At 42.4% G+C, this 19,706-nt stretch carries 19 protein-coding genes; 4 read left to right on the forward strand and 15 right to left on the reverse strand.

The window, feature by feature from the left end:
* Nucleotides 1-103 precede the first annotated feature (103 nt).
* The 4 genes from AS888_RS21180 to AS888_RS21195 are packed head-to-tail and all read right to left on the reverse strand — an operon-like array spanning nt 104 to nt 1,786.
* Nucleotides 104-553, reverse strand: a complete 450-nt coding sequence (locus tag AS888_RS21180; RefSeq protein WP_061144156.1) for a YlbF/YmcA family competence regulator — start codon at nt 551-553, stop codon at nt 104-106.
* Nucleotides 554-613: 60 nt separating this feature from the next.
* Nucleotides 614-1,039 carry a hypothetical protein gene (locus AS888_RS21185; protein ID WP_061144074.1) on the reverse strand — a complete coding sequence of 142 codons (426 nt, stop codon included), beginning with the start codon at nt 1,037-1,039 and terminating at the stop codon, nt 614-616.
* Between the two features lie 60 nt (nt 1,040-1,099).
* Entirely contained in the window at nt 1,100-1,342 is a 243-nt protein-coding gene (locus AS888_RS21190) for a YlbE-like family protein (protein WP_061144075.1), read from the reverse strand.
* Nucleotides 1,343-1,354: 12 nt separating this feature from the next.
* A complete protein-coding gene (locus AS888_RS21195) occupies nt 1,355-1,786 on the reverse strand; it encodes a YlbD family protein (RefSeq protein ID WP_061144076.1) in 432 nt (143 codons plus the stop codon).
* A 136-nt stretch (nt 1,787-1,922) separates the two neighbouring features.
* Here AS888_RS21195 and AS888_RS21200 point away from each other — a divergent pair, with 136 nt between their 5' ends.
* Complete coding sequence (locus AS888_RS21200) at nt 1,923-2,432, forward strand: PaaI family thioesterase (RefSeq protein ID WP_061144077.1); 510 nt, start codon at nt 1,923-1,925, stop codon at nt 2,430-2,432.
* A 28-nt stretch (nt 2,433-2,460) separates the two neighbouring features.
* On the opposite strand, the gene AS888_RS21205 is transcribed toward AS888_RS21200, so the two are convergent.
* Nucleotides 2,461-3,495 carry a CAP domain-containing protein gene (locus AS888_RS21205; protein ID WP_260320326.1) on the reverse strand — a complete coding sequence of 345 codons (1,035 nt, stop codon included), beginning with the start codon at nt 3,493-3,495 and terminating at the stop codon, nt 2,461-2,463.
* 350 nt (nt 3,496-3,845) lie between these two features.
* Between AS888_RS21205 and AS888_RS21210 the strand changes: the two genes are divergently transcribed.
* Nucleotides 3,846-4,208, forward strand: coding sequence for a YugN family protein (locus AS888_RS21210; protein ID WP_061144078.1), 363 nt, complete (start codon nt 3,846-3,848; stop codon nt 4,206-4,208).
* A gap of 90 nt (nt 4,209-4,298) precedes the next feature.
* Here AS888_RS21210 and AS888_RS21215 read toward each other — a convergent pair whose 3' ends face one another.
* The 7 genes from AS888_RS21215 to cyoE all read right to left on the reverse strand — a co-directional run bounded on the left by AS888_RS21215 (nt 4,299) and on the right by cyoE (nt 11,191).
* Nucleotides 4,299-4,760 carry a DUF420 domain-containing protein gene (locus AS888_RS21215; RefSeq protein ID WP_061144079.1) on the reverse strand — a complete coding sequence of 154 codons (462 nt, stop codon included), beginning with the start codon at nt 4,758-4,760 and terminating at the stop codon, nt 4,299-4,301.
* A 233-nt stretch (nt 4,761-4,993) separates the two neighbouring features.
* Nucleotides 4,994-5,896 (reverse strand): cytochrome c oxidase assembly factor CtaG, encoded by a 903-nt coding sequence (gene ctaG, locus AS888_RS21220; protein WP_061144158.1) that lies wholly within the window; start codon nt 5,894-5,896, stop codon nt 4,994-4,996.
* A gap of 151 nt (nt 5,897-6,047) precedes the next feature.
* Nucleotides 6,048-6,383, reverse strand: a complete 336-nt coding sequence (ctaF, locus tag AS888_RS21225) for a cytochrome c oxidase subunit IVB (protein ID WP_061144080.1) — start codon at nt 6,381-6,383, stop codon at nt 6,048-6,050.
* A gap of 3 nt (nt 6,384-6,386) precedes the next feature.
* On the reverse strand, nt 6,387-7,016 hold the full coding sequence (locus AS888_RS21230) for a cytochrome (ubi)quinol oxidase subunit III (protein ID WP_061144081.1): 630 nt from the start codon (nt 7,014-7,016) through the stop codon (nt 6,387-6,389).
* Nucleotides 7,016-8,887 carry a cytochrome c oxidase subunit I gene (gene ctaD, locus AS888_RS21235; protein WP_061144082.1) on the reverse strand — a complete coding sequence of 624 codons (1,872 nt, stop codon included), beginning with the start codon at nt 8,885-8,887 and terminating at the stop codon, nt 7,016-7,018. The genes AS888_RS21230 and ctaD overlap by 1 nt, the downstream gene beginning before the upstream one ends.
* Nucleotides 8,888-8,911: 24 nt before the next feature.
* Complete coding sequence (gene coxB / locus AS888_RS21240) at nt 8,912-9,994, reverse strand: cytochrome c oxidase subunit II (RefSeq protein ID WP_061144083.1); 1,083 nt, start codon at nt 9,992-9,994, stop codon at nt 8,912-8,914.
* 258 nt (nt 9,995-10,252) lie between these two features.
* Nucleotides 10,253-11,191: a heme o synthase gene (gene cyoE / locus AS888_RS21245; RefSeq protein ID WP_061144084.1), complete on the reverse strand. Its 939-nt coding sequence runs from the start codon at nt 11,189-11,191 to the stop codon at nt 10,253-10,255.
* Nucleotides 11,192-11,809: 618 nt separating this feature from the next.
* Here cyoE and AS888_RS21250 point away from each other — a divergent pair.
* Nucleotides 11,810-12,796, forward strand: coding sequence for a COX15/CtaA family protein (locus AS888_RS21250; protein WP_081092553.1), 987 nt, complete (start codon nt 11,810-11,812; stop codon nt 12,794-12,796).
* 429 nt (nt 12,797-13,225) lie between these two features.
* On the opposite strand, the gene pyc is transcribed toward AS888_RS21250, so the two are convergent.
* On the reverse strand, nt 13,226-16,663 hold the full coding sequence (gene pyc, locus AS888_RS21255; RefSeq protein ID WP_061144086.1) for a pyruvate carboxylase: 3,438 nt from the start codon (nt 16,661-16,663) through the stop codon (nt 13,226-13,228).
* 592 nt (nt 16,664-17,255) lie between these two features.
* Nucleotides 17,256-17,537, reverse strand: a complete 282-nt coding sequence (locus tag AS888_RS21260; RefSeq protein ID WP_061144087.1) for an Fpa/YlaN family protein — start codon at nt 17,535-17,537, stop codon at nt 17,256-17,258.
* 222 nt (nt 17,538-17,759) lie between these two features.
* Between AS888_RS21260 and AS888_RS21265 the strand changes: the two genes are divergently transcribed.
* Nucleotides 17,760-18,263 carry a peptidyl-prolyl cis-trans isomerase gene (locus AS888_RS21265; RefSeq protein ID WP_155645580.1) on the forward strand — a complete coding sequence of 168 codons (504 nt, stop codon included), beginning with the start codon at nt 17,760-17,762 and terminating at the stop codon, nt 18,261-18,263.
* Nucleotides 18,264-18,329: 66 nt separating this feature from the next.
* Here the strand turns inward: AS888_RS21265 and AS888_RS21270 are convergent, their stop codons facing one another.
* The gene (locus AS888_RS21270; RefSeq protein WP_061144089.1) at nt 18,330-19,661 is read right to left on the reverse strand and encodes a PhoH family protein; all 1,332 of its coding nucleotides are present in this window, start codon (nt 19,659-19,661) and stop codon (nt 18,330-18,332) included.
* Nucleotides 19,662-19,706: the final 45 nt, after the last annotated feature.

The raw sequence follows: 19,706 nt of genomic DNA on the forward strand, positions 1-19,706 counted from the left end.
GCACATGGAAAAGCCACCGGACTCCGAGAAAACTAGCGAATTCCGATGGCTTTAATGCACTGCGTCAAAGCCGGCCAACCAGCAAACCTTTAGGTTCGACTAGTTAGGCAGAGCACCCGCAGCTTCCTCCAGTGCCACAGCTTCCGGTTGAACACCCACCCGAAGAGACAAAAAATGGATTGCCCGCAGGCGTTTTGACTTGCTCCGAAACCGCGCGGCCGATCCTTCCGCTGATTTCATCAAGAACGGATTGCAGTTCGGTCTCCGCCCTTTTGAAATCGGCAACGGTAGAGTGCATATCCATATCCCGTTTTGCCTCTCTCGTTTCTAAGTTGATGCGTTTATAATCCGGATGATATTTACCGAACCTTTGGACATCCTCGAATAGATCCTTCAAAGAAGTGAACTTCGAGATTTTTTGCTGTGCCTCTTTGTCGCTCTGTAATTTATATAAACTAAGGAGATATTCTTCTCCTATTTCAGAATGAAGGATCATTTCAGCTAATCCATCAGCCTGTTGCAGAATGTCGATGATTTCCATAGTAGCAAGCATTAACAAGCTCACCTCCACCTTCATTTTACCATTACTCCCTTACAGATGCTAATGGTTTAATTAGAGCGAAGAAGTGATATGTACCTCAAACTCTTTTTGCAGTCCCGTTTTCTTTCCAGAACCATTCAATATCTCAAGCTTCATTTTATGCCTGCCACTCGGGACATCCTTTACAATAAATGCTGCCGTTTTCATATCGACTTTTTTATCATTATCAATATATACGGACACCGTTGCCGCATTTTCACCATTCTCGTTTGAAAAACCATAGTTTTTCAAGTAGCACTCTACATAAACGGCGTTGCCCTTTACAAACGTTTTCACCCGAAAATCCTCATCTGAATTTCGAATGCTTGATACAGTGGTGGCAGCTTTTAGGGTTGATACATCCTGTATAGCCATTTTTGCATTTTCAGGTTCGGGTATTTTCTTGCCACAACCCGCCACTGCCATCAACACTGCTAGACCGACAATCAATTTTCTCATACCATCGTCCCCCTTTTGCCTTTATTGTTAGCAAAACGGAGTAAATTACTCTTTTTTTCTTCATTCACCGGGAGCGTTCATGGCTTGAAACATATGAAGCATCATCGAGGCAACCTGAACGCTTTCGGAAAATTTAGAAACACGATGAGGAATCGACTTCTCGAAATAATATTTAGCCTCAGTTTCGAAAACATCCACTTCATGAGGATTACGCATTAATCTTTTGTACCAAGCAGGTTGAACTCTCAAGTAATTTCGCATATCTTCATTCGTTTGAATGAATTCATATATATTTTGACGCATCAAAATCCCTCCTTAATCTTTTGTGAATAAAAAAGGGTTGGTTCTCTGCTCTTTTTCTTTTGCAGGAGGGCTCGATTCACCCCCTGATTTATTTCCCTGAAAAGCAGATAGAACTCCTTGGATGGCTCCGATCGCCTGGTTGGCATTCACAATATATTGTTGAATCTGCCCCATATCCATATTTTTGACTGCACTCATTATCGTACCGATCAACTCCGTACTTTCTTCCTTTTCCACCGGCTGTGTTGGAGATCCTGCATTCACAACAGGTTGATTCATGCCGACTTCAGCCTGCCAGCGCGGATGATCCTCACCGAGTAAATACCATTCCTCAAAAAGTTCCTGCCATGTTGCTTGCTTGTTTCTCACTTCATTCACTAAATAAGGGTGCTTCTTGACAAACTCCCTAAATCCATCCACGGAGGGGCGCTTTTTTTTTGCCATTACTCTCACCTCACACTTAGACATCGCCTATTTCACCATATGCAACAGGGAAATAAAAAGTGCATCGCTCCCTTTTCTACTGTCATTCATTTTCTTTATAGTATAATATAGGTAAAGGAATGAAGGAGGGAATTCCATGATGGATTCAGGTGATGTGATCAGAGAATTTCAAAAGCTGGCAGAGTCAGCGGATGCAACAGAGTTATCCATTTTATCCGGATTAATCTCCGGACTAAAAGCAAGAAGGGAGCAAAGGAAATATTCCTATATTTCCAGCCTGCTCCAGTTAAATAAGAATATATGCACCGACGGGACGAGACTTACGATGACCATGCCCAACACGCCTCTTGTACATAATGAATTGAACATTACCCATGGAGGCATGATAGCCACTCTTATTGATACGGCCATGGGGACGCTGGCAAGCTCGACCGTTCCAAAAGGCCATGCAACGGTGACTACGGATATCCAGGTCAGATATGTTAAACCAGCCATCGGTGATTCATTGACATGCACATGCGAATTAATCCATACCGGAAGCAAAACGATCATCATCGTGGGGAAGGTCCACCGTGATGATGGGGAACTGTGTGCTGTATCCACGGGAAATTTTTTCATCTTGAAAATGCAAGATGCCAGAAAATGAAAAACGGACCCATTGCGGATCCGTTTTGTTATTTTTTTATGAAATTCTGGGTGTAATATTTGTTATAAACGCCGACCCCTAGACCGGTGAATTCCTCACTCAGCATCGTATCACGATGACCCTTGCTATTAAGCCAGCCTTCCATCACCGCTGCTGCGTCTACATATTTAGCGGCAATATTCTCACCTGCTGCCTTGTATGTAACATGACCAGCATCAAGCCGTTTTTCCAAGTCGCCTTTCGCTTCGGAAACATGTGTTCCTTCAATCGAGTCGGTCATTTCCCTGCTATGAAGATAAGCAACCTCCGCTGTAGGACCTTCCCATTCCAGAGGCTTCAAATCGAACCTGCTGCGCATGATATTGGTGATATCAAAAATTTGCTGTTCATTCCCATCATCCACCTTCTTCAAGTCCTCTTCGGATAAAGTCTCAGCGCTCGGAAGTTTACCATGATAGGTCAACTCATAGGGCTGTTGCTTCAAAAGGGCGGAATCATTTAAAAATCGGATGCTTGATACGGTCCCTGTGAATTTATCCAAATACAGCTGAACATGAATGTTCCCAAGTTTGATCAACGGCCTCATATTCATATCTTCCTCAGACAATTCAAAACGATAGGAACTATCGTCAACCTCAATATCGACCGTAGGTTCTACATATAAGCTGGAATAGATGCCATCAAGGGTTTGCCCGATCTTGAATGGCGCGACATTAACCTTCTCACCGATTCCGTAAGCCGATACCACTTTTCCAGATTCAATGGCTAGTTGAATGTAGTGGCTATAGTCCTTTTTATAAACCCACCATTCATATCCGTAGGCCGACAGATCAATCCGATCTGGCTCACCGAACTCCTCTTCGATCTCTTTTGCATTTTTCCCGATTGTCACGGCCAACCCTTCCGTTGCTTTAGGCGCCCTTCCCTTTTCGGGGGAATTGGACTTTTCATTTATATGTTCATTGGGATTAACACCTTTATTACCATCAATAAGAGGGTTCCCTTCATCTTCATTGCCGATATTAAGATAAATACCAATAACGAAAAAAATAATGATCAACACGAAAACCTTACCTAATCTGCGCAGAGGAACACACCCTCTCTCTATCTATTTTATGTATCCAATGCAAAAGCCTTGCTTACCTTACCTGATTATATCATTGTTCAATCATAATTTTCTAATTTACGATAAACTGCCGCTTCAATAAATTTATTCACTAGCGATACTTTTGCGAATGATTAAAATACGGTGGTTTTAGTTCATTGCAACTTCCAGCAATTCGTACTATTATAAAATATAGGATAAAATGGTATATTATAAACATACTTGGAGATTTTTAATATATTCTTGTACATAATATTTTCCGGTATGTCATTTTCATTCTTAAATACTGAACATAGGGGGTACTACTCGTGAAATTTGAAAGCTTTGAAATTGAAAATATCTCAGCCGACCTAAACCGATTAGATGACCTAATGCCGCAATATGGGTTGATTCGTGCCGAACAATGGGATTATGAAAGAGTCAGTTACGATCGTAAATTCGAATTGAAAGAAGGCACCTTTTACTTGCGAATACTTGGCTATGCCACAGAAGGCGATGTCGGGGCCCACAGGGCGGTCATCAAACTGATGGTTCCGCTATTGGGAAAACACTATTATCCACATGGAGTAGAATATGGCGAAGGTGAGGATTTCCCTGCATCTCTAGTTAAACAATGTGAAAAAATCCTCGCACAGGTGAAAGAGGAACTTACACAATTCAACGGCCTGTAATAGCCTTCAACAAAAGCGCGTTGCAAATAAGAGGTTCGAGCAATTTAATACGAAAGCCTGATGCTTTTTGCACCAGGCTTTTTGATGATTTTAAAATCCTAGGATCGCCTTTATTAAAGAGGTCGTCTCTCCGCCATGATAAATGACATAAAGCAGGATGTAAACGGCCACTCCCGTAATCCCGGTGAAAAACCAGATGATGCTTGTCGTAGGCCCAATTTTTTTATGAATGGCAAAATTCCCTTTAAATCCAGTGGTAAGCATGATGATTCCCAAGACAGCTCCGGTTGTGGCAAGCGTGATGTGAAAGATCAAAAAGATCGTATAGTAAATTTTAATGTCATCCGGTCCGCCAAATGACGTACTGCCGATGAACACCGTTCTAGAGAGATAGATGGCGAAAAAGATCACCGCAAAGACGGCAGCTACCATCATCGTTTTTTTATGGGTCTCGATTTTACGTTGTTTAATTTGATACCAGCCTATTGCAACAGTGATGGCACTTAATACAATGAAGGCTGTACTTATCGTTGGAAGGATTGGTAAAGACATAAGAATTGTATTCCTCTCTATATTTATTAATCACCTTTCATTTTATAAGAGGCAATCATAAAATTCAATAAAATCAAGCATTATTAACAGAATGCTCACTTTTACAGAAAAACCAAGACAAATCACTGGCTATTTAGGCTGAATCTTTATTCATCTCTTTATATTCGTATGGGGATGGGGCGGCAAACAGATAAAAAACTTGTCTGTCTTTAGACAAGTTCTTTATGAAGCAGCTATTTGACCGTCTGAAAATCCACCGGGATCGGATCGATATCGTTTTGCCCGCCATTCTCTTTTTTGAACCAAGCAAAGAAAATGACACCTAAAACATAGCCCAACACGATTTCCTGAATCACCTTCATCAGAACTCCGCCAAGCTGCTGATCCTCAAGCAAGGGCAATCCATTGAACATTTCCGGACCACTGAGCGTTAAGTTGGACAGTGCTGATGCAGGTACGCAAAGCTCCATCGCGCTCGCCCAAGATTCCGCGTTCGTAAACGTATCATACAAAGGTGCGTTAGCAAAAATGATCAATGCACAAGCCGGGGTCATTAAGATCCCACTCCCGAAAATATAAGCCACCTTTTTCACACCTGAGAGGCTCTCGTGTTCTGCTAATTGATTGACAAGCGGGAACCACATCAGAATGGCAGTCGCAAACAAAAGCACCGTGTACCCCGCATGTATCCACATTCCCGTTTTAATGAAATCGAACACTAATGGAATATGGTATAACGAGAACAGAACATTGAATAGTAAAAGGGCAAATAGAGGCCTAGTAAAAAAATGAAAAAACCCATGCACTCCCCTTGAATCTATGAAAGATCTCCAAACCCAATCCGGGATTGCAATGATGAATAAAGGGGGAATCACAAGATAGAGCAAAGCCATCTGGAACATATGGGCGCTGAACATGATATGGCTCAACAAATCTAGCGGCGACCCCTTCACAGCATATAAAAGAATCATGGCCACTAAAAAATAGGTGATTTGCCTGCCGGTAAGCGATGTACCGCCCGAAAACCGTCCCCTTTTCTTTGTCATCAGCCAAAAATAGCCTACGGTTATAAGTACGAGGGCCGCAAAATAGTAAGGACTCCATAATGCACGAAATCCAAAAATATCAATAGACAAAATATCACCTCGTTCATCAACTTTTTCCTTGCTTTCATTATACCTAAAATGAAACATAGTAACAAATATAGATAATCCTGGATTTTCATTCTTGATGATCGGCACAAAAAGAAAAACCGGCTATCTTGCAATAGCCGATTCCCTTTAAGGTTTATAACCAAACGATCGTTGTGAAAACGAGGACCGTAATTAAGCCGACCGCCAGGCCAGAGAATAAAAACAAAGAGATCGTCCCATGACCTTTGTGCTTCATATGCATGAAATAATACAATTGGAACACCACTTGGATGACCGCTAGCAGTAAAATGACCGGTTTGATGAACCAATGTGAAAACTCTTCCATTCCCACTGCGATGAAGGCAATGACTGTAAAGAAAATCATTAATACAAATGTAATCACTTGATGTTTCATCTCTTCAGCGTTTTTCTTTCGGCGATATTTTAAATCGACATTCGGGTTCGCTGAATTTGATTGTTCATTCGCCATCAGTTATCCCACCATTCCCATTAAGTATACGACTGTAAAGATAAATACCCAGACCACGTCAATGAAATGCCAATAAAGACTCGCAATATAAAATTTAGGGGCATTGTACAAATTAAGGCCCCTCCTTGCATTTCGCACCATAAGGGTTATGAACCACATCAGACCAAACGCAACGTGCCCCCCGTGAAATCCGACCAACGTATAGAAAGCCGAGCCGAATGCGCTACTTGTGAATGTATGATGAAACTCATGAACATAGTGATTAAATTCATAAATTTCAAGGCCTAGAAAGCCGAAACCAAGCGCAATCGTTATGACAAGCCAGGCTTGCATTTGTTTGAAATGGTTGTTTTTCATATGGTACATCGCATATACACTTGTTAACGAACTGGTCAATAGCAGCATCGTCGCCACAAAAGTGAGTGGCAATTCAAACAAATCTTTTGCCAAGGCTGCTTCACCATTCGGTACCTTATCCTTTAAGGCAAGGTAAGTTGCAAATAGTGAGGCGAATAACACCGTCTCTCCACCGAGAAACAACCAGAATCCCAAATACTTATTTTTCCCTTCGAGAGTTGCTTTCTCGGGAGAGGCAGGCCAAGTGGCATCCGTGAATCTTTCATCTGTGTGCATTATGCCTTACCTCCCTTGTCAGAATCGTCCATCAGGTCTTCTTTATGAATATGGTATCCATGATCATCTTTAACGGAACGGATCAACATTGAACCGAATGTGATCAAAAGTCCGACAATGATAATCGGCAATGTCCAAGACTTGTCATCCATATGATATAAAGCTCCGAAGGCGGCTACAAATAAACCGAATGCAATCGTCACCGGCAGAAAGGACGAATTCGGCATATGGATATCCCCTAGAGGTTCTGCAGGTGTCATTTCCTTTTTGCCTTCCATCTTTTCAACCCAGTAAGCATCTAAACCGCGAACAAGCGGCAGTTGCTTGAAATTGTAAAACGGCGGCGGTGAAGGAATCGCCCACTCGAGCGTCCGCCCATCTCCCCAAGGATCATTGCCAACTTTTTCATTTTTCACGGCGGTGATGATGATATTGATGACCATGACCAAAACACCAAATGCCATCAAGAAGGCTCCGACGGTACTGATCATATTGCCTGTATTGAGGCCTTGATTGTCCAAGAACGTAAATACGCGACGAGGCATACCCATAAGACCTAGGAAATGTTGAATGAAGAATGTTAAGTGGAATCCGATCAAGAATGTCCAAAATGTGATTTGCCCCAATTTTTCACTTAACATCGTTCCAAACATTTTCGGCCAATAAAAATTGATTCCTGCCAGTAAACCCAAGACTACCCCACCGACAATGACATAGTGGAAATGGGCAACAACGAAATAGCTATCATGGTATTGATAATCGGCTGGAGCTGATGCGAGCATGATACCTGTCACGCCACCCATTGTGAAAGTAGGAATAAAGGCAACCGCATATAGCATCGGTACCGTGAACCTGACACTTCCGCCCCACATCGTAAAGATCCAGTTGAAAATCTTGATACCGGTCGGTACCGCGATGGCCATGGTAGCCACAGCAAAGATCGCGTTTGCGATAGGTCCCAAACCAGTGGTGAACATATGGTGGGCCCATACCATGAAACCAAGGAAGCCGATTAAAACGGTTGCAAATACCATCGAAGAGTAACCGAACAATCTTTTTCTGGAGAACGTGGCAAATATTTCCGAAAAAATCCCGAATGCAGGGAGGATCAGGATATATACCTCAGGGTGACCGAATATCCAAAATAAATGCTCCCAAATGATGGTATTTCCTCCTGCTGCGACATCGAAGAAATTCGAGCCGAACATCCGATCGAACATCATTAGCACCAATCCAACTGTAAGCGGAGGAAAAGCGAATAATATCAATGCAGAAACGACGAAAGTTGACCACGTAAACAGCGGCATACGCATATAGGTCATACCTGGTGTACGCATGTTAATGATGGTAACAAGGAAATTGATCCCCGCTATTAGTGATCCAAAACCCGATAACTGTAACCCGAGGACATAAAAATCAATGCCATGCCCCGCAGAGTGCATGGATAGCGATGCATATGACGTCCAGCCTGCATCAGGCGCCCCTCCTAAAAACCAGGAAAGGTTCAAAAAGACTCCTCCGAAGAAGAATAACCAAAAGCCTAACGAGTTCAAAAATGGGAACGCGACATCACGAGCCCCTATCTGTAACGGTACGACCGCATTCATAAGAGCGAATACCAATGGCATCGCCGCCAGAAATATCATGGTAGTACCGTGCATCGTCAAAATTTCATTATAAAAACCGGCACTTACGAAATCATTATTTGGGATTGCAAGCTGGATACGGATAAACATCGCTTCCAAACCGCCGATTACAAAGAATAGCCCGCCAGAGATAAGATATAATATGGCGATTTTCTTATGGTCCACCGTCGTCAAATAATCCCAAATCGTAGCGCCAAATCCTTTTTTATTAGCGTACGTACTCACGATTTAACCTCCTTGATCAAACTTCTATTTTTCTTCCACCTTAAGCTGTAATAGATAAGCTGCCAGCGCATCAATATCTGAATCTGAAAGTTCACCGTAAGTACCGGTCATCGTGTTGCCCGGTTTATACTTCTCAGGGTCTTTGATCCAATTCTTCACATTTGCTTCCGTGTGATCCAAAACGCCCGCTATTTTTTGACGTTCACCGAACGTAGCCAGATTAGGTGCCTGACGAGCAGCTTCAGGTCTGCTATCATTTGGAGTCACTGCATGGCAACCAATGCAGCTTTTGTTGAACACAGCTTCTCCCTGCTTGGCTGCATCCCCTTCCACGACAGGTTCCTTTACGGATTTCATATCTTTTGCCCATGCTTCAAAGTCGCTTTTTGACTTCGGGACAACCTTGAAATCCATCAATGCGTGGGAAGGACCGCAAAGCTCAGCACATTTCCCGTAAAATAAATTATTCGAATCTTCTGCTTTTTTACTATCGAATTCTAAGTAAAACTTATTGACTCCATCCGTATTCGTATCCATTTTCCCGCCGGCGGCCGGTATCCAGAATGAATGCTTGACATCCGAAGCAGTCAGATTGAAATAGACTTTTTGATCGGTTGGGACAACCAAATCCTGACTTGTTACAACGCCTAGGTCTGGATATTCAAACTCCCACCAATAAAGGTTAGCCCTAACATTCACCACGAGCGCATCCTTCGTTTTTCCATCCTTATCTTTCTTATCCATCGCCTTTGTGTCAGCCAGGTCGAAGGTCGTGACGACGGTTGGTACAGCCAGAACAATTAAAAGAAGGATAGGAATGACAGTCCAGATGATTTCGAGTTTATGACTTCCTTCAATTTGTTTCGGTATTGTTTCGTCGCCTTTCTTCCGACGGAAGCGCAGTAAAACTACAACGAACAAAACAATCACTACAATAATAACCAATACCATGATTAGTGTACTCAATATCAGTAAGTCAAACTGAGATTGTGCAACATCGCCAGCTGGCCTCAGTGCGGATAGATATGGTTCGCCGCAGCCCGAAAGGACAAGCCCTACAATACCCAGCAGAGCAAACAGGCGCCATTTGTGCAGCCTTTTTTTCATAGCTTCAGAACCCCCTCTTTCGTCAAAATTTTCTAACAAAATAAAAAATGGGCGCAATTGCGAATATTCTCTCTATGTCAATTTCTAAAAAAGAAAGAATCCCTAATCTAAGGATTTTTTTACGATGATTCATGTAACCGCTCTTATGAAGACCCTGCTGAAAAACTTTTCCGTTAATATGTATGTATGGCGGTTAATGCAATATGTATTGGTGAGCTGCGGCCTGTATAGGAACAGGCCACAGCTCATTTAACCAAACTAGATAAGTGTGACAATAACCATCGCTACAAATAAAATGGTCATATAATTTAGAGAATATACAAACATGGATGTTGCCCATTTAACATCATCTTTCTTTCTATACCCGTTAATTCCCAAAATAAGCCAGCCTGTACTTAATAAAGCTGCCAAAATGACTAGAGGAATTCCTAATGGAATCAGGAAGAAAGGAATGAACATTAAACAGATGATCCATAACATAATTGATCGTTTTGCAGCCTTGAACCCCTTTACGACCGGAAGCATTGGAACACCCGCTGCACGATACTCTTCGACACGCCTCATCGCAAGTGCATAGAAATGGGGCGGCTGCCATAGGAACATGATCGCAAACAAAACCCAAGCGATCGTATCAAGGCCCGGATCGACGGCAGCCCAGCCAATAAGCGGAGGAACCGCTCCCGATATGCTGCCTATGATCGTATTGGATACGAATCTCCGTTTAAATACCATGGTATATAAAACAACATAGGCGAAGACGCCAAATGCACCAAGCAAGGCCGTGGTCATATTAGTCAAGGCCAGTAAAATCAACCCTGCAGCGATTAAGCCGAAGCTTAACGCCAAAACCTTCGAAGGCTGAACTTTTCCGGTTACCGTTGGCCGGTTTTTCGTTCTTTCCATTAAATGATCTATATCCCGGTCATAATAATTATTGAAACTGCACGATCCCGCCATGATGAGCGCGGATCCGGCAAGTGTATAAAATACTACATCAAGATTGCTTAAAAAGCTTAGCCCCGAAAAATGAAGGGCTAACCATACACCGGTAAAAGCTGTTATTATATTTGAATTGACAATCCCCACTTTTATAAGAGCGAGAAAGTCCTTCCAAGCTGTTGTTTCCGGTATATCCGATTGAAGGGCGGCTTTACTGTCCTTCATGACAGCTTCTGACAAACCCCTTGTTTCTGACATTTGTTTTCCTCCTTTAAATCATTAAACACAGACGCAAATGCAAAAAAAATACTTACATATGCTATAGGAACATTATTTCATACTTTTCGATATTTGTAACCAAGGAAGCGTAAAACAAAAAGTAAATTATTTACCAATGACTGTAGTCAATGGAATGCATCGAGAGCTATTATTCTTCATATCATGCTTATCAACAGTAAAATTTAGTAAAATCATTTCTCCAATATATTAAAACACATTTTTGGAAGCTTTTGTGAAAAATTTTTGGATATTTTTTGACCAATTTGTGTCTCCATACCTTTCACTGCTTTCGTAAGCAGCTGCCAGATTTTCCATCAGAACTTGGATCGTACGTCATTATCATCATCCCCTAGGCTCTATCTCTATTTTGCACCTACTTGAAGGTTTACACTCCCTTTATTTCTATCAAAGTCTTATGTAACTTTCAACTATTTCGGGCATTTTAATTCACGGACCATAATATTAACCGAACTTGTAAAATCATACTATTTTGTGTAAGATCGAGGAAGTTCGACAAATATTTGTGAAATATTTTATGCTATTATTGATACTATGGAACAAAATAACTTGGCTACAGAGAAGAAGGTGGGACTACTAGTGAAATCGTCTCTTAAATGGTTTGCTGTTTTAACTACGATTGTAATGCTATTCATCTTACTGGGTGGAGCTCTAGTCACCAAGACGGATTCCGGAATGGGATGCGGCAGGTCCTGGCCATTGTGCAACGGCCAGCTGATTCCTGACAAAATCACGCTTGAATTGGTCATTGAGCTTTCCCATCGCCTCGTTTCAGGTGCAGGAGGTTTCTTGGTTTTATTATTGTCGTATATGTCTTGGCGGGAAATTGGCCATATTCGGGAAGCGCGTTTTTTATCCGTCCTTTCTTTTAGCTTCCTGTTGCTGCAAGGGTTGATAGGAGCCGCTGCCGTCCTTTGGTCGCAATCCGATTTTGTTCTCGCCCTCCATTTTGGCATATCGCTGATTTCCTTCGCATCCGTCTTTTTATTGACGCTGTTGATTTTTGAAGTGGACAAGAAGTTCGAAGCCGAAAAACTTATCGTTGATAAACGGATGAAATTTCATATCACCGGAGTATTGGCTTTCAGTCTATTTGTCGTGTATACGGGGGCCCTTGTAAGGCATACGGAATCCAGCCTGATTTGTAAGGATTGGCCTTTATGCATTAATGACAGCCCCGCGCTCCCCTCCAATCTATATGAATGGGTTCAAATGGGGCACCGCGCAATTGCCGGCACGATATTCCTGTGGGTATCTTATGTGACTTATATTGCACATAAATATTACAAAAATCAAAAAGTGATATACGGCGGATGGATTGCTGCATTCATTCTTGTTTTTCTGCAAGTTACCGCCGGTGCATTCATCATTTTCTCAAGGCAGAACCTATACATCGCATTATCGCACGCCTTGTTTATCGCCTGCTTTTTTGGTGTCATGAGCTATTTGATGCTGCTGACATCCAGAAGCAAGAAAAATGCTTTAGCCAAGCTGAAAGGGAGCTCCCCAAACACAGTCAACGTGCATAATGAACACGATATAACGCCGACGTTACCCGCTCGTTAATATCTGATTGTTCAATCAATAATATAGTGTGCAAAGCAAAAAAAGGAAGGGAATGCGACATCATTGCCTTCCTTTTTTCATTGGATTTGAAGCATTAGAAGAAGGTGCATCGTATACATAGTCATGCTCCCCCTAAGATTGGAATGGGTATGTGGTTCTATTGGAGGCATTGGGGCGAACTTGGCTCAAAACAAGGCCTGAAATGTAAAGGGAGCGTTCGAAAGGCAAAGCAAAAAAAAGAGATACTCTCCATTATTCACCAGAGTATCTACAGACTTAAAAACCACCAATCATTTTAGATTGGTGGTTTTCTATTTCATCCATGCATATGATGGCCCTAATTTGCCTATATAGGGGCATAGGGAAGCTTGAAGGCTCAAGCCTACCCATTAATGCCCCCATTCATTTGCAGAGCCACAGCCAGCGGTACTACCTGGTTATTTCAATCAATAAATCCCCTGTGCTGATCGCTTCTCCATCCTTCACATAGATATTTTTAATGGTTCCAGAGAATGGTGCTTGGACGGTGGTTTCCATTTTCATCGCTTCGGTAATGATTAGGTGATCACCCTGCTTGACTTGATCGCCTTTTTCTACGACGGCACGAATGACCGTACCTGGCATCGTCGCACCGATTTGTTCTTTATTTTTTGGATCAGCCTTCATTTTTGAGATAACGGATGATTTTATGTTTTCATCCTTTATGATCACTTCACGCGATTGACCGTTCAACTCGAAGTACACAACCCGTGTTCCATCAGCCAATGGTTGGCCGATTGATACCAATTTAACGATAAGGGTTTTTCCCTTTTCAATTTCGACCTCGATTTCTTCTCCCAATCGCATTCCATACAAGAAAGTCGCGGTATCAAGATTGGAAACATCGCCAAACAGCTCGATGGTTTTATTATAATCCAAGAACACTTTTGGATATAAGGCATATGCGAGCACGTCGAAATCCGTGACAGCCCGGCCCAATTCCTTGAATAGTTCTTCTTTAAGGGCACCGAAGTCCACTTCCTCCAACAATTCTCCAGGTCTTACGGTTATCGGTTTCTTACCTTTTAGGATAACTTCCTGAAGCTCTTTCGGAAAACCGCCAACCGGCTGCCCCAAGTAACCCTCGAATAACTCGATAACCGAATCAGGGAAATCAATGGATTTGCCTTTCGTCAGGACATCTTCTTCGGATAGGTTATTTTGCACCATGAATAAAGCCATGTCCCCCACCACTTTGGAAGAAGGAGTAACTTTAACGATATCACCGAACATCGCATTCACTCGCTGATACATCTCTTTCACTTCATGCCAGCGTTCTCCTAGTCCCACAGCTTTAGCCTGTTGCTGCAGATTACTGTATTGGCCTCCTGGCATCTCGTGTTTGTACACTTCCGTATGAGGGGCATTCATGCCGCTCTCGAAGTCATTATAGAATTTCCGGACTTCTCCCCAGTATTCTCCTAAACGCTCTAGTGCATCTACTTCCAATTTAGGCTGCCTGCTTGATCCTTCCAGTGCATAATGAAGGGTTTGCACGCTTGGCTGTGATGTCAGCCCGGCTAAAGAGCCAATCGCCGTATCAACGATATCCACACCCGCTTCAATCGCTTTGGCATACATGTATATCCCATTTCCGCTTGTATCATGTGTGTGAAGGTGAATCGGCAGCGATGTCGTTGCTTTCAATTCCGAAACAAGACGGTACGCGGCATCCGGCTTCAGGAGACCGGCCATGTCCTTGATCGCAAGAATATGGGCACCGGCATGCTCCAATTCCATTGCCATGTTTTTATAGTAGTCGATATTGTATTTACTTCTCGATGGGTCATTCAAATCACCTGTATAACAAATGGCCGCTTCCGCAATTTTACCTGATTGACGGACTGCATCGATCGCCACTTCCATACCCTTGACCCAATTTAAGCTATCGAAGATCCGGAAAACATCGATCCCTGCATCCGCTGATTTTTCCACGAATTCACGAATGACATTATCAGGGTAGTTTTTATAACCTACTGCATTCGAAGCCCGCAATAGCATTTGCAAAAGGACATTCGGCGCCTTTTTCCTGAAGCTTAACAGCCTGTCCCATGGATCTTCTTTCAGGAATCGATAGGCTACATCAAACGTTGCCCCGCCCCACATTTCCATTGAAAATAGTTCGGGAAGGAGTTTTGCTGTTGGTTCGGCGATATCAAGGATATCTTTCGACCTGACTCTCGTCGCCAATAAGGATTGATGGGCATCACGGAACGTGGTATCAGTGATCAATACCTCATTTTGCTCTTTAATCCAGTTAACGAGCCCATCTGCGCCTTTTTGTTCAAGGATGCTTTTTGTGCCGGAAAGAAGCGGCAAACCAGCAACATTAGGAATTGGGGCTGGGTCGAAAACAGGCTTTTTCTTCTTCTCGACGCCTGGGAAACCATTTACGGTGACATTTCCGATATACGAAAGCATTTTTGTCCCGCGGTCTTTCCTGACCGGGAAGCTGAAAAGCTCCGGAGTTGAATCAATGAAGGATGTATCGTATTCGCCAGTTATGAATTTTTCATGTTTTACAACATTTTCAAGGAAGGGAATATTCGTTTTAATCCCGCGGATCCTGAACTCCTTAAGGTTACGTACCATTTTAGAGGCTGCCTGCTCGAATGAAAGCGCATGTGTTGAGAGTTTAACAAGAAGGGAATCGTAGTAAGGCGTGATAACCGCTCCCTGGAATCCATTCCCCGCATCCAGTCGAACACCAAAGCCCCCACCTGAACGGTATACCATCATCTTGCCGGTATCGGGCATGAAGTTATTCAAAGGATCCTCAGTCGTCACCCGTGATTGGATGGCGTACCCATGAGTTTTTATTCCTGCTTGTTCGGGAATTCCGATCTTTTTGCCGTGAAGATCATGTCCTTCGGCAATCATGATTTGCGATTGGACGATATCGATACCGGTAATCATTTCCGTGATCGTATGTTCAACCTGAACCCTTGGATTCACTTCAATGAAGTAGAATTCTCCATTGGCGACAAGAAATTCGACCGTACCGGCATTCACATAGTCAATATTTTTCGCCAATTTGACTGCTGCCTCGCAAATCTCTTCCCTTAATTGATCCGTGAGGGAAACGGAAGGTGCCACTTCGACAACTTTTTGATGCCTCCTCTGGACCGAACAGTCACGTTCATATAGATGGACGATATTTCCATGCGTATCAGCGAGGATCTGAACCTCGATGTGTTTTGGATTTTGGATGAATCGTTCTACATACACTTCATCATTGCCAAAGGCTGCCTTGGCTTCTGATTTTGCACGATCATATGCTTCTTCCACTTCTTCGATTTTCCCGACAATCCGCATTCCGCGCCCGCCGCCGCCTAAAGAAGCTTTGATAATAATGGGAAAACCGTATTGTTCACCAAATGCCTTGACTTCTTCCACGCTGGACACTGGGCCCTCGCTGCCAGGAATGACCGGTATATTGGCTAGTTCCGCTTGTGTTCTTGCTTTAACTTTGTCACCAAACATATCAAGATGTCTTGATTCCGGCCCTATGAAGATTATGCCCTCTTCTTCACACCGTTTGGCAAATTCAATATTTTCAGACAGGAAACCATAACCAGGATGAATCGCGTCGACACCGCTCATTTTGGCGATTTCGATGATGCCTTCAATATCCAAGTATGCATCAATCGGCTTTTTGCCTTCTCCGACCAGGTAGGCTTCATCCGCTTTATAACGGTGATAAGAACCATAATCTTCCTTTGAATAGATTGCAACTGTATGAATATCCAGTTCCGTACATGCCCTGAAAATCCGAATCGCAATTTCTCCACGGTTTGCCGCCAGTACTTTTTCTATACGTTTACCCATTGCTACCACCCTAATCAATATGTATTTTTATAGAATATATAGAAAAAAAGCGTGATGAATACACCACTTTTTATTCACAAAGTTATTCCCTCACTGCGGGGAGAACGATCAGATAACACCTATTCTATCGCCGTTGTAATTATTTCGATATATTTTTAGATTTTATTTTCACGTATCTTATCACAAATGATAAATAACCCCTAGCATTTAGTAACAGAATATTAAGCTATTATAATATATTATCAAAAAGAATCAGTTGGACTTGGAATCAATTAATATAACCATAATACTAAAATAAACTGAATACAATAAAAAAATAAAAAATTATGTATATTCATATGCAAAAACAAGGAATTAAGCATGCTTTTTTCGTGGAAGCCATTTCGAAGGAGTGCCAATCGGGAATTTTTGCTTTACATAAAAATGCACGTAACCTACGTATTCTGGTCGTAAAAAAAAGCCCCCCTATTGAGCTATTTCGGTAATTAGTATGTAACATTCAAAAAAAGTACAGCACTATTAAACCCGATTGTACACAAATAAAAAACTCAAACAATCATCGAGATTTGTTTGAGTTAGTATGTTTTATCTATTATTTTTTCAATGATGCTTCATGCAAAACTGACAATTCCTGTTCGAGTGTTTCCAAAAGGGATTTACCCTCGGTATCCTCTACCAAGCCCAAACGGACGGCAAAATCGATTTCCCGTGATAGGCCGAACATTTGAGTATCCAGTACCTCTTCATATAAAGGACATTGAGGCATAGTGAGATTCTCCATTTGAACTTTAATCAGTTTTAGAATCTTGTCAGCATCTGCTTTTAATAAAGCATAAGCTTTTTCTCGATGATTGACAAGCATATCAGATGCCATGTTAAATCCCCCCGCTCAGAGCGATTATATCTTATCTTTAAATTCTACCTTTAGTTTTGTGAAAAAGCAAGGACATTGACAAACAATTTCCCGCCTGAACGTCACATCCATCTCTCCGTTACTTATACGAAGCCAACGATAATAATCGACATCCTTGATGATGTGACATTTCATTTAATATTGATTATAATTACTTAAGAGCAACAGAAAGGAATGAGATATTTGGAACCCATCGTGTTTATAAATGGAAAAGTGAAATATCCTATAACGCTAGATCCCGGTGTCTGGATTTTTGATGACCGTAAAGTTGAAATCGATACATATTTCCACGCTGACAGAGCAGAAGTCAATGAATTGGAAGAGTATACGATCAATGCCTCCAAGCATTGGCAAAAAGAAATACAAGAAGGAGCAACCATGCCTCCTACATTGAAGACGGAACGGAAATTCGAAAAGCAAAGACTGATGGAAGGGACTTTTGGCATCCCGTTCGAACCTTTTTTGAAAAATGCCGAACCTGAAAACGGGGTAACGGAAGTCATGGTTACAACTGCAGATAAAGAATTTACGTTCCCTCTGGAAACGGCTCTTCAATTTTTCCTTGGTTTTTCCAAGGATGGCAAGCCCCTTAAAGTAACAGAGGGCGGCCCGATGGAAATTTATTTTGGGGATGCCTCCAATCTCGAAGATCCGATTAAGAATGTTCGGTCTTTCACCATAAAATAGTGGCTGAATGGTCATAAAGCCTTAAAGGAATAGGCAAGGGGGGGCTTCCCCCGCTTGCCTATTCCTTTATAATAGCGTGGCGGCGAGTTGGGCCAATCCTGACCGTTCCCCTTTAATTAATTTAACATGTCCGGCTATGCGCTCTGTCTTGAATTTTTCCACCACATAGGTCAAGCCATTATTGTATTCATCTAAATAAGGATGATCTATTTGCTCGGGATCCCCCATCAAGACAATTTTGCTCCGCTCCCCTACTCTCGTCAAGATTGTCTTAACCTCATGCTTCGTTAGATTTTGCGCTTCATCGATGATGATGAATTGATCAGGGATGCTCCTCCCCCTTATATACGTCAATGCCTCGACCTCAATCGAACTCATGCCCGCTAAAATGGCATCCAATTCACCCGGTTTTTTCGTATTGAACAAATATTGCAGATTATCAAAAATAGGCTGCATCCAAGGTCGTAGCTTCTCTTCTTTTTCTCCAGGGAGATATCCAATATCCTTGCCTACGGGGACGATCGGCCTGGCAACCAAAAGTTTCTTATATTGTGACAGATCCTCCGTCTGCATCAAGCCTGTCGCCAATGCCAATAATGTTTTCCCTGTTCCCGCTTTCCCTATCAGCGTCACCAGCTGGATATCGGAACGAAGCAACAAATCAAGGGCCATCGTCTGCTGGACATTCCTTGGCTTGATTCCCCAAATATGCTCACCTTCATATACCAATTTCTTAACGAACCTGCAGTTCTCATCCACTATGCCAATCGCGGAAGCTGAACTCCCCAGCGTGTCCTTCATCAACAGGAACTGATTGGGATGATACGTATCTTTTGTCAGTTCTTCAAGTGGCAGAAAACTTTTTTCATAAAACTTATTCAGATTATCAATCGCGACGAACACTTCTTTATGCCCACCGTATATATGGTCCAATTCAACGACGCGATCATTTAAAAAATCCTCTGCTTCAAGCCCGATCGCATCGGCTTTCACCCTTACAAGGGTATCTTTGCTTACAAGGATGACGGTTTTGCCGTCTTCTTTCGTCTCCTCTTCCAATGATAAATTTTTGGCAACGGCCAATATTCTGTTATCGTTCGTTTTCTCGACAAAAATTTCCTGAAGCTCATGGAATGATCGGTGATTGAGTTCAATTCTTAAGCTTCCTCCATTATGAAGGGGGATGCTCAGATGAAGCTTCCCTTTTTCGCGGAAGCTATCGATCAGCTTCGATACTTGTCTGGCATTTCTTCCTATTTCATCCATATACCTTTTTTTCGAATCCAATTCTTCCAAGACGACTGCTGGAATGACCACTTCATTATCTTGAAATGAATAAATCGAATACGGATCCTGCAACAGGACATTCGTATCTAAAACATAGATTTTATTTCCCAATATGACGCCTCCTGCCTGCTCTTTAGGATATGCCTTACCATTTAC

Source organism: Peribacillus simplex, from assembly GCF_001542915.1.
Lineage (GTDB): Bacteria > Bacillota > Bacilli > Bacillales > DSM-1321 > Peribacillus > Peribacillus simplex_B.

Excerpts from the sequence above, each read along its gene's own strand:
- pyc (WP_061144086.1), bottom strand. The coding sequence starts at position 16,663 with ATGGGTAAACGTATAGAAAAAGTACTGGCGGCAAACCGTGGAGAAATT.
- AS888_RS21260 (WP_061144087.1), bottom strand. The coding sequence starts at position 17,537 with ATGGCATCTGATATGCTTGTCAATCATCGAGAAAAAGCTTATGCTTTA.
- AS888_RS21230 (WP_061144081.1), bottom strand. The coding sequence starts at position 7,016 with ATGCACACAGATGAAAGATTCACGGATGCCACTTGGCCTGCCTCTCCC.
- ctaF (WP_061144080.1), bottom strand. The coding sequence starts at position 6,383 with ATGGCGAATGAACAATCAAATTCAGCGAACCCGAATGTCGATTTAAAA.
- AS888_RS21215 (WP_061144079.1), bottom strand. The coding sequence starts at position 4,760 with ATGTCTTTACCAATCCTTCCAACGATAAGTACAGCCTTCATTGTATTA.
- AS888_RS21200 (WP_061144077.1), top strand. The coding sequence starts at position 1,923 with ATGATGGATTCAGGTGATGTGATCAGAGAATTTCAAAAGCTGGCAGAG.
- coxB (WP_061144083.1), bottom strand. The coding sequence starts at position 9,994 with ATGAAAAAAAGGCTGCACAAATGGCGCCTGTTTGCTCTGCTGGGTATT.
- AS888_RS21190 (WP_061144075.1), bottom strand. The coding sequence starts at position 1,342 with ATGCGTCAAAATATATATGAATTCATTCAAACGAATGAAGATATGCGA.
- AS888_RS21180 (WP_061144156.1), bottom strand. The coding sequence starts at position 553 with ATGCTTGCTACTATGGAAATCATCGACATTCTGCAACAGGCTGATGGA.
- AS888_RS21185 (WP_061144074.1), bottom strand. The coding sequence starts at position 1,039 with ATGAGAAAATTGATTGTCGGTCTAGCAGTGTTGATGGCAGTGGCGGGT.
- AS888_RS21195 (WP_061144076.1), bottom strand. The coding sequence starts at position 1,786 with ATGGCAAAAAAAAAGCGCCCCTCCGTGGATGGATTTAGGGAGTTTGTC.
- cyoE (WP_061144084.1), bottom strand. The coding sequence starts at position 11,191 with ATGTCAGAAACAAGGGGTTTGTCAGAAGCTGTCATGAAGGACAGTAAA.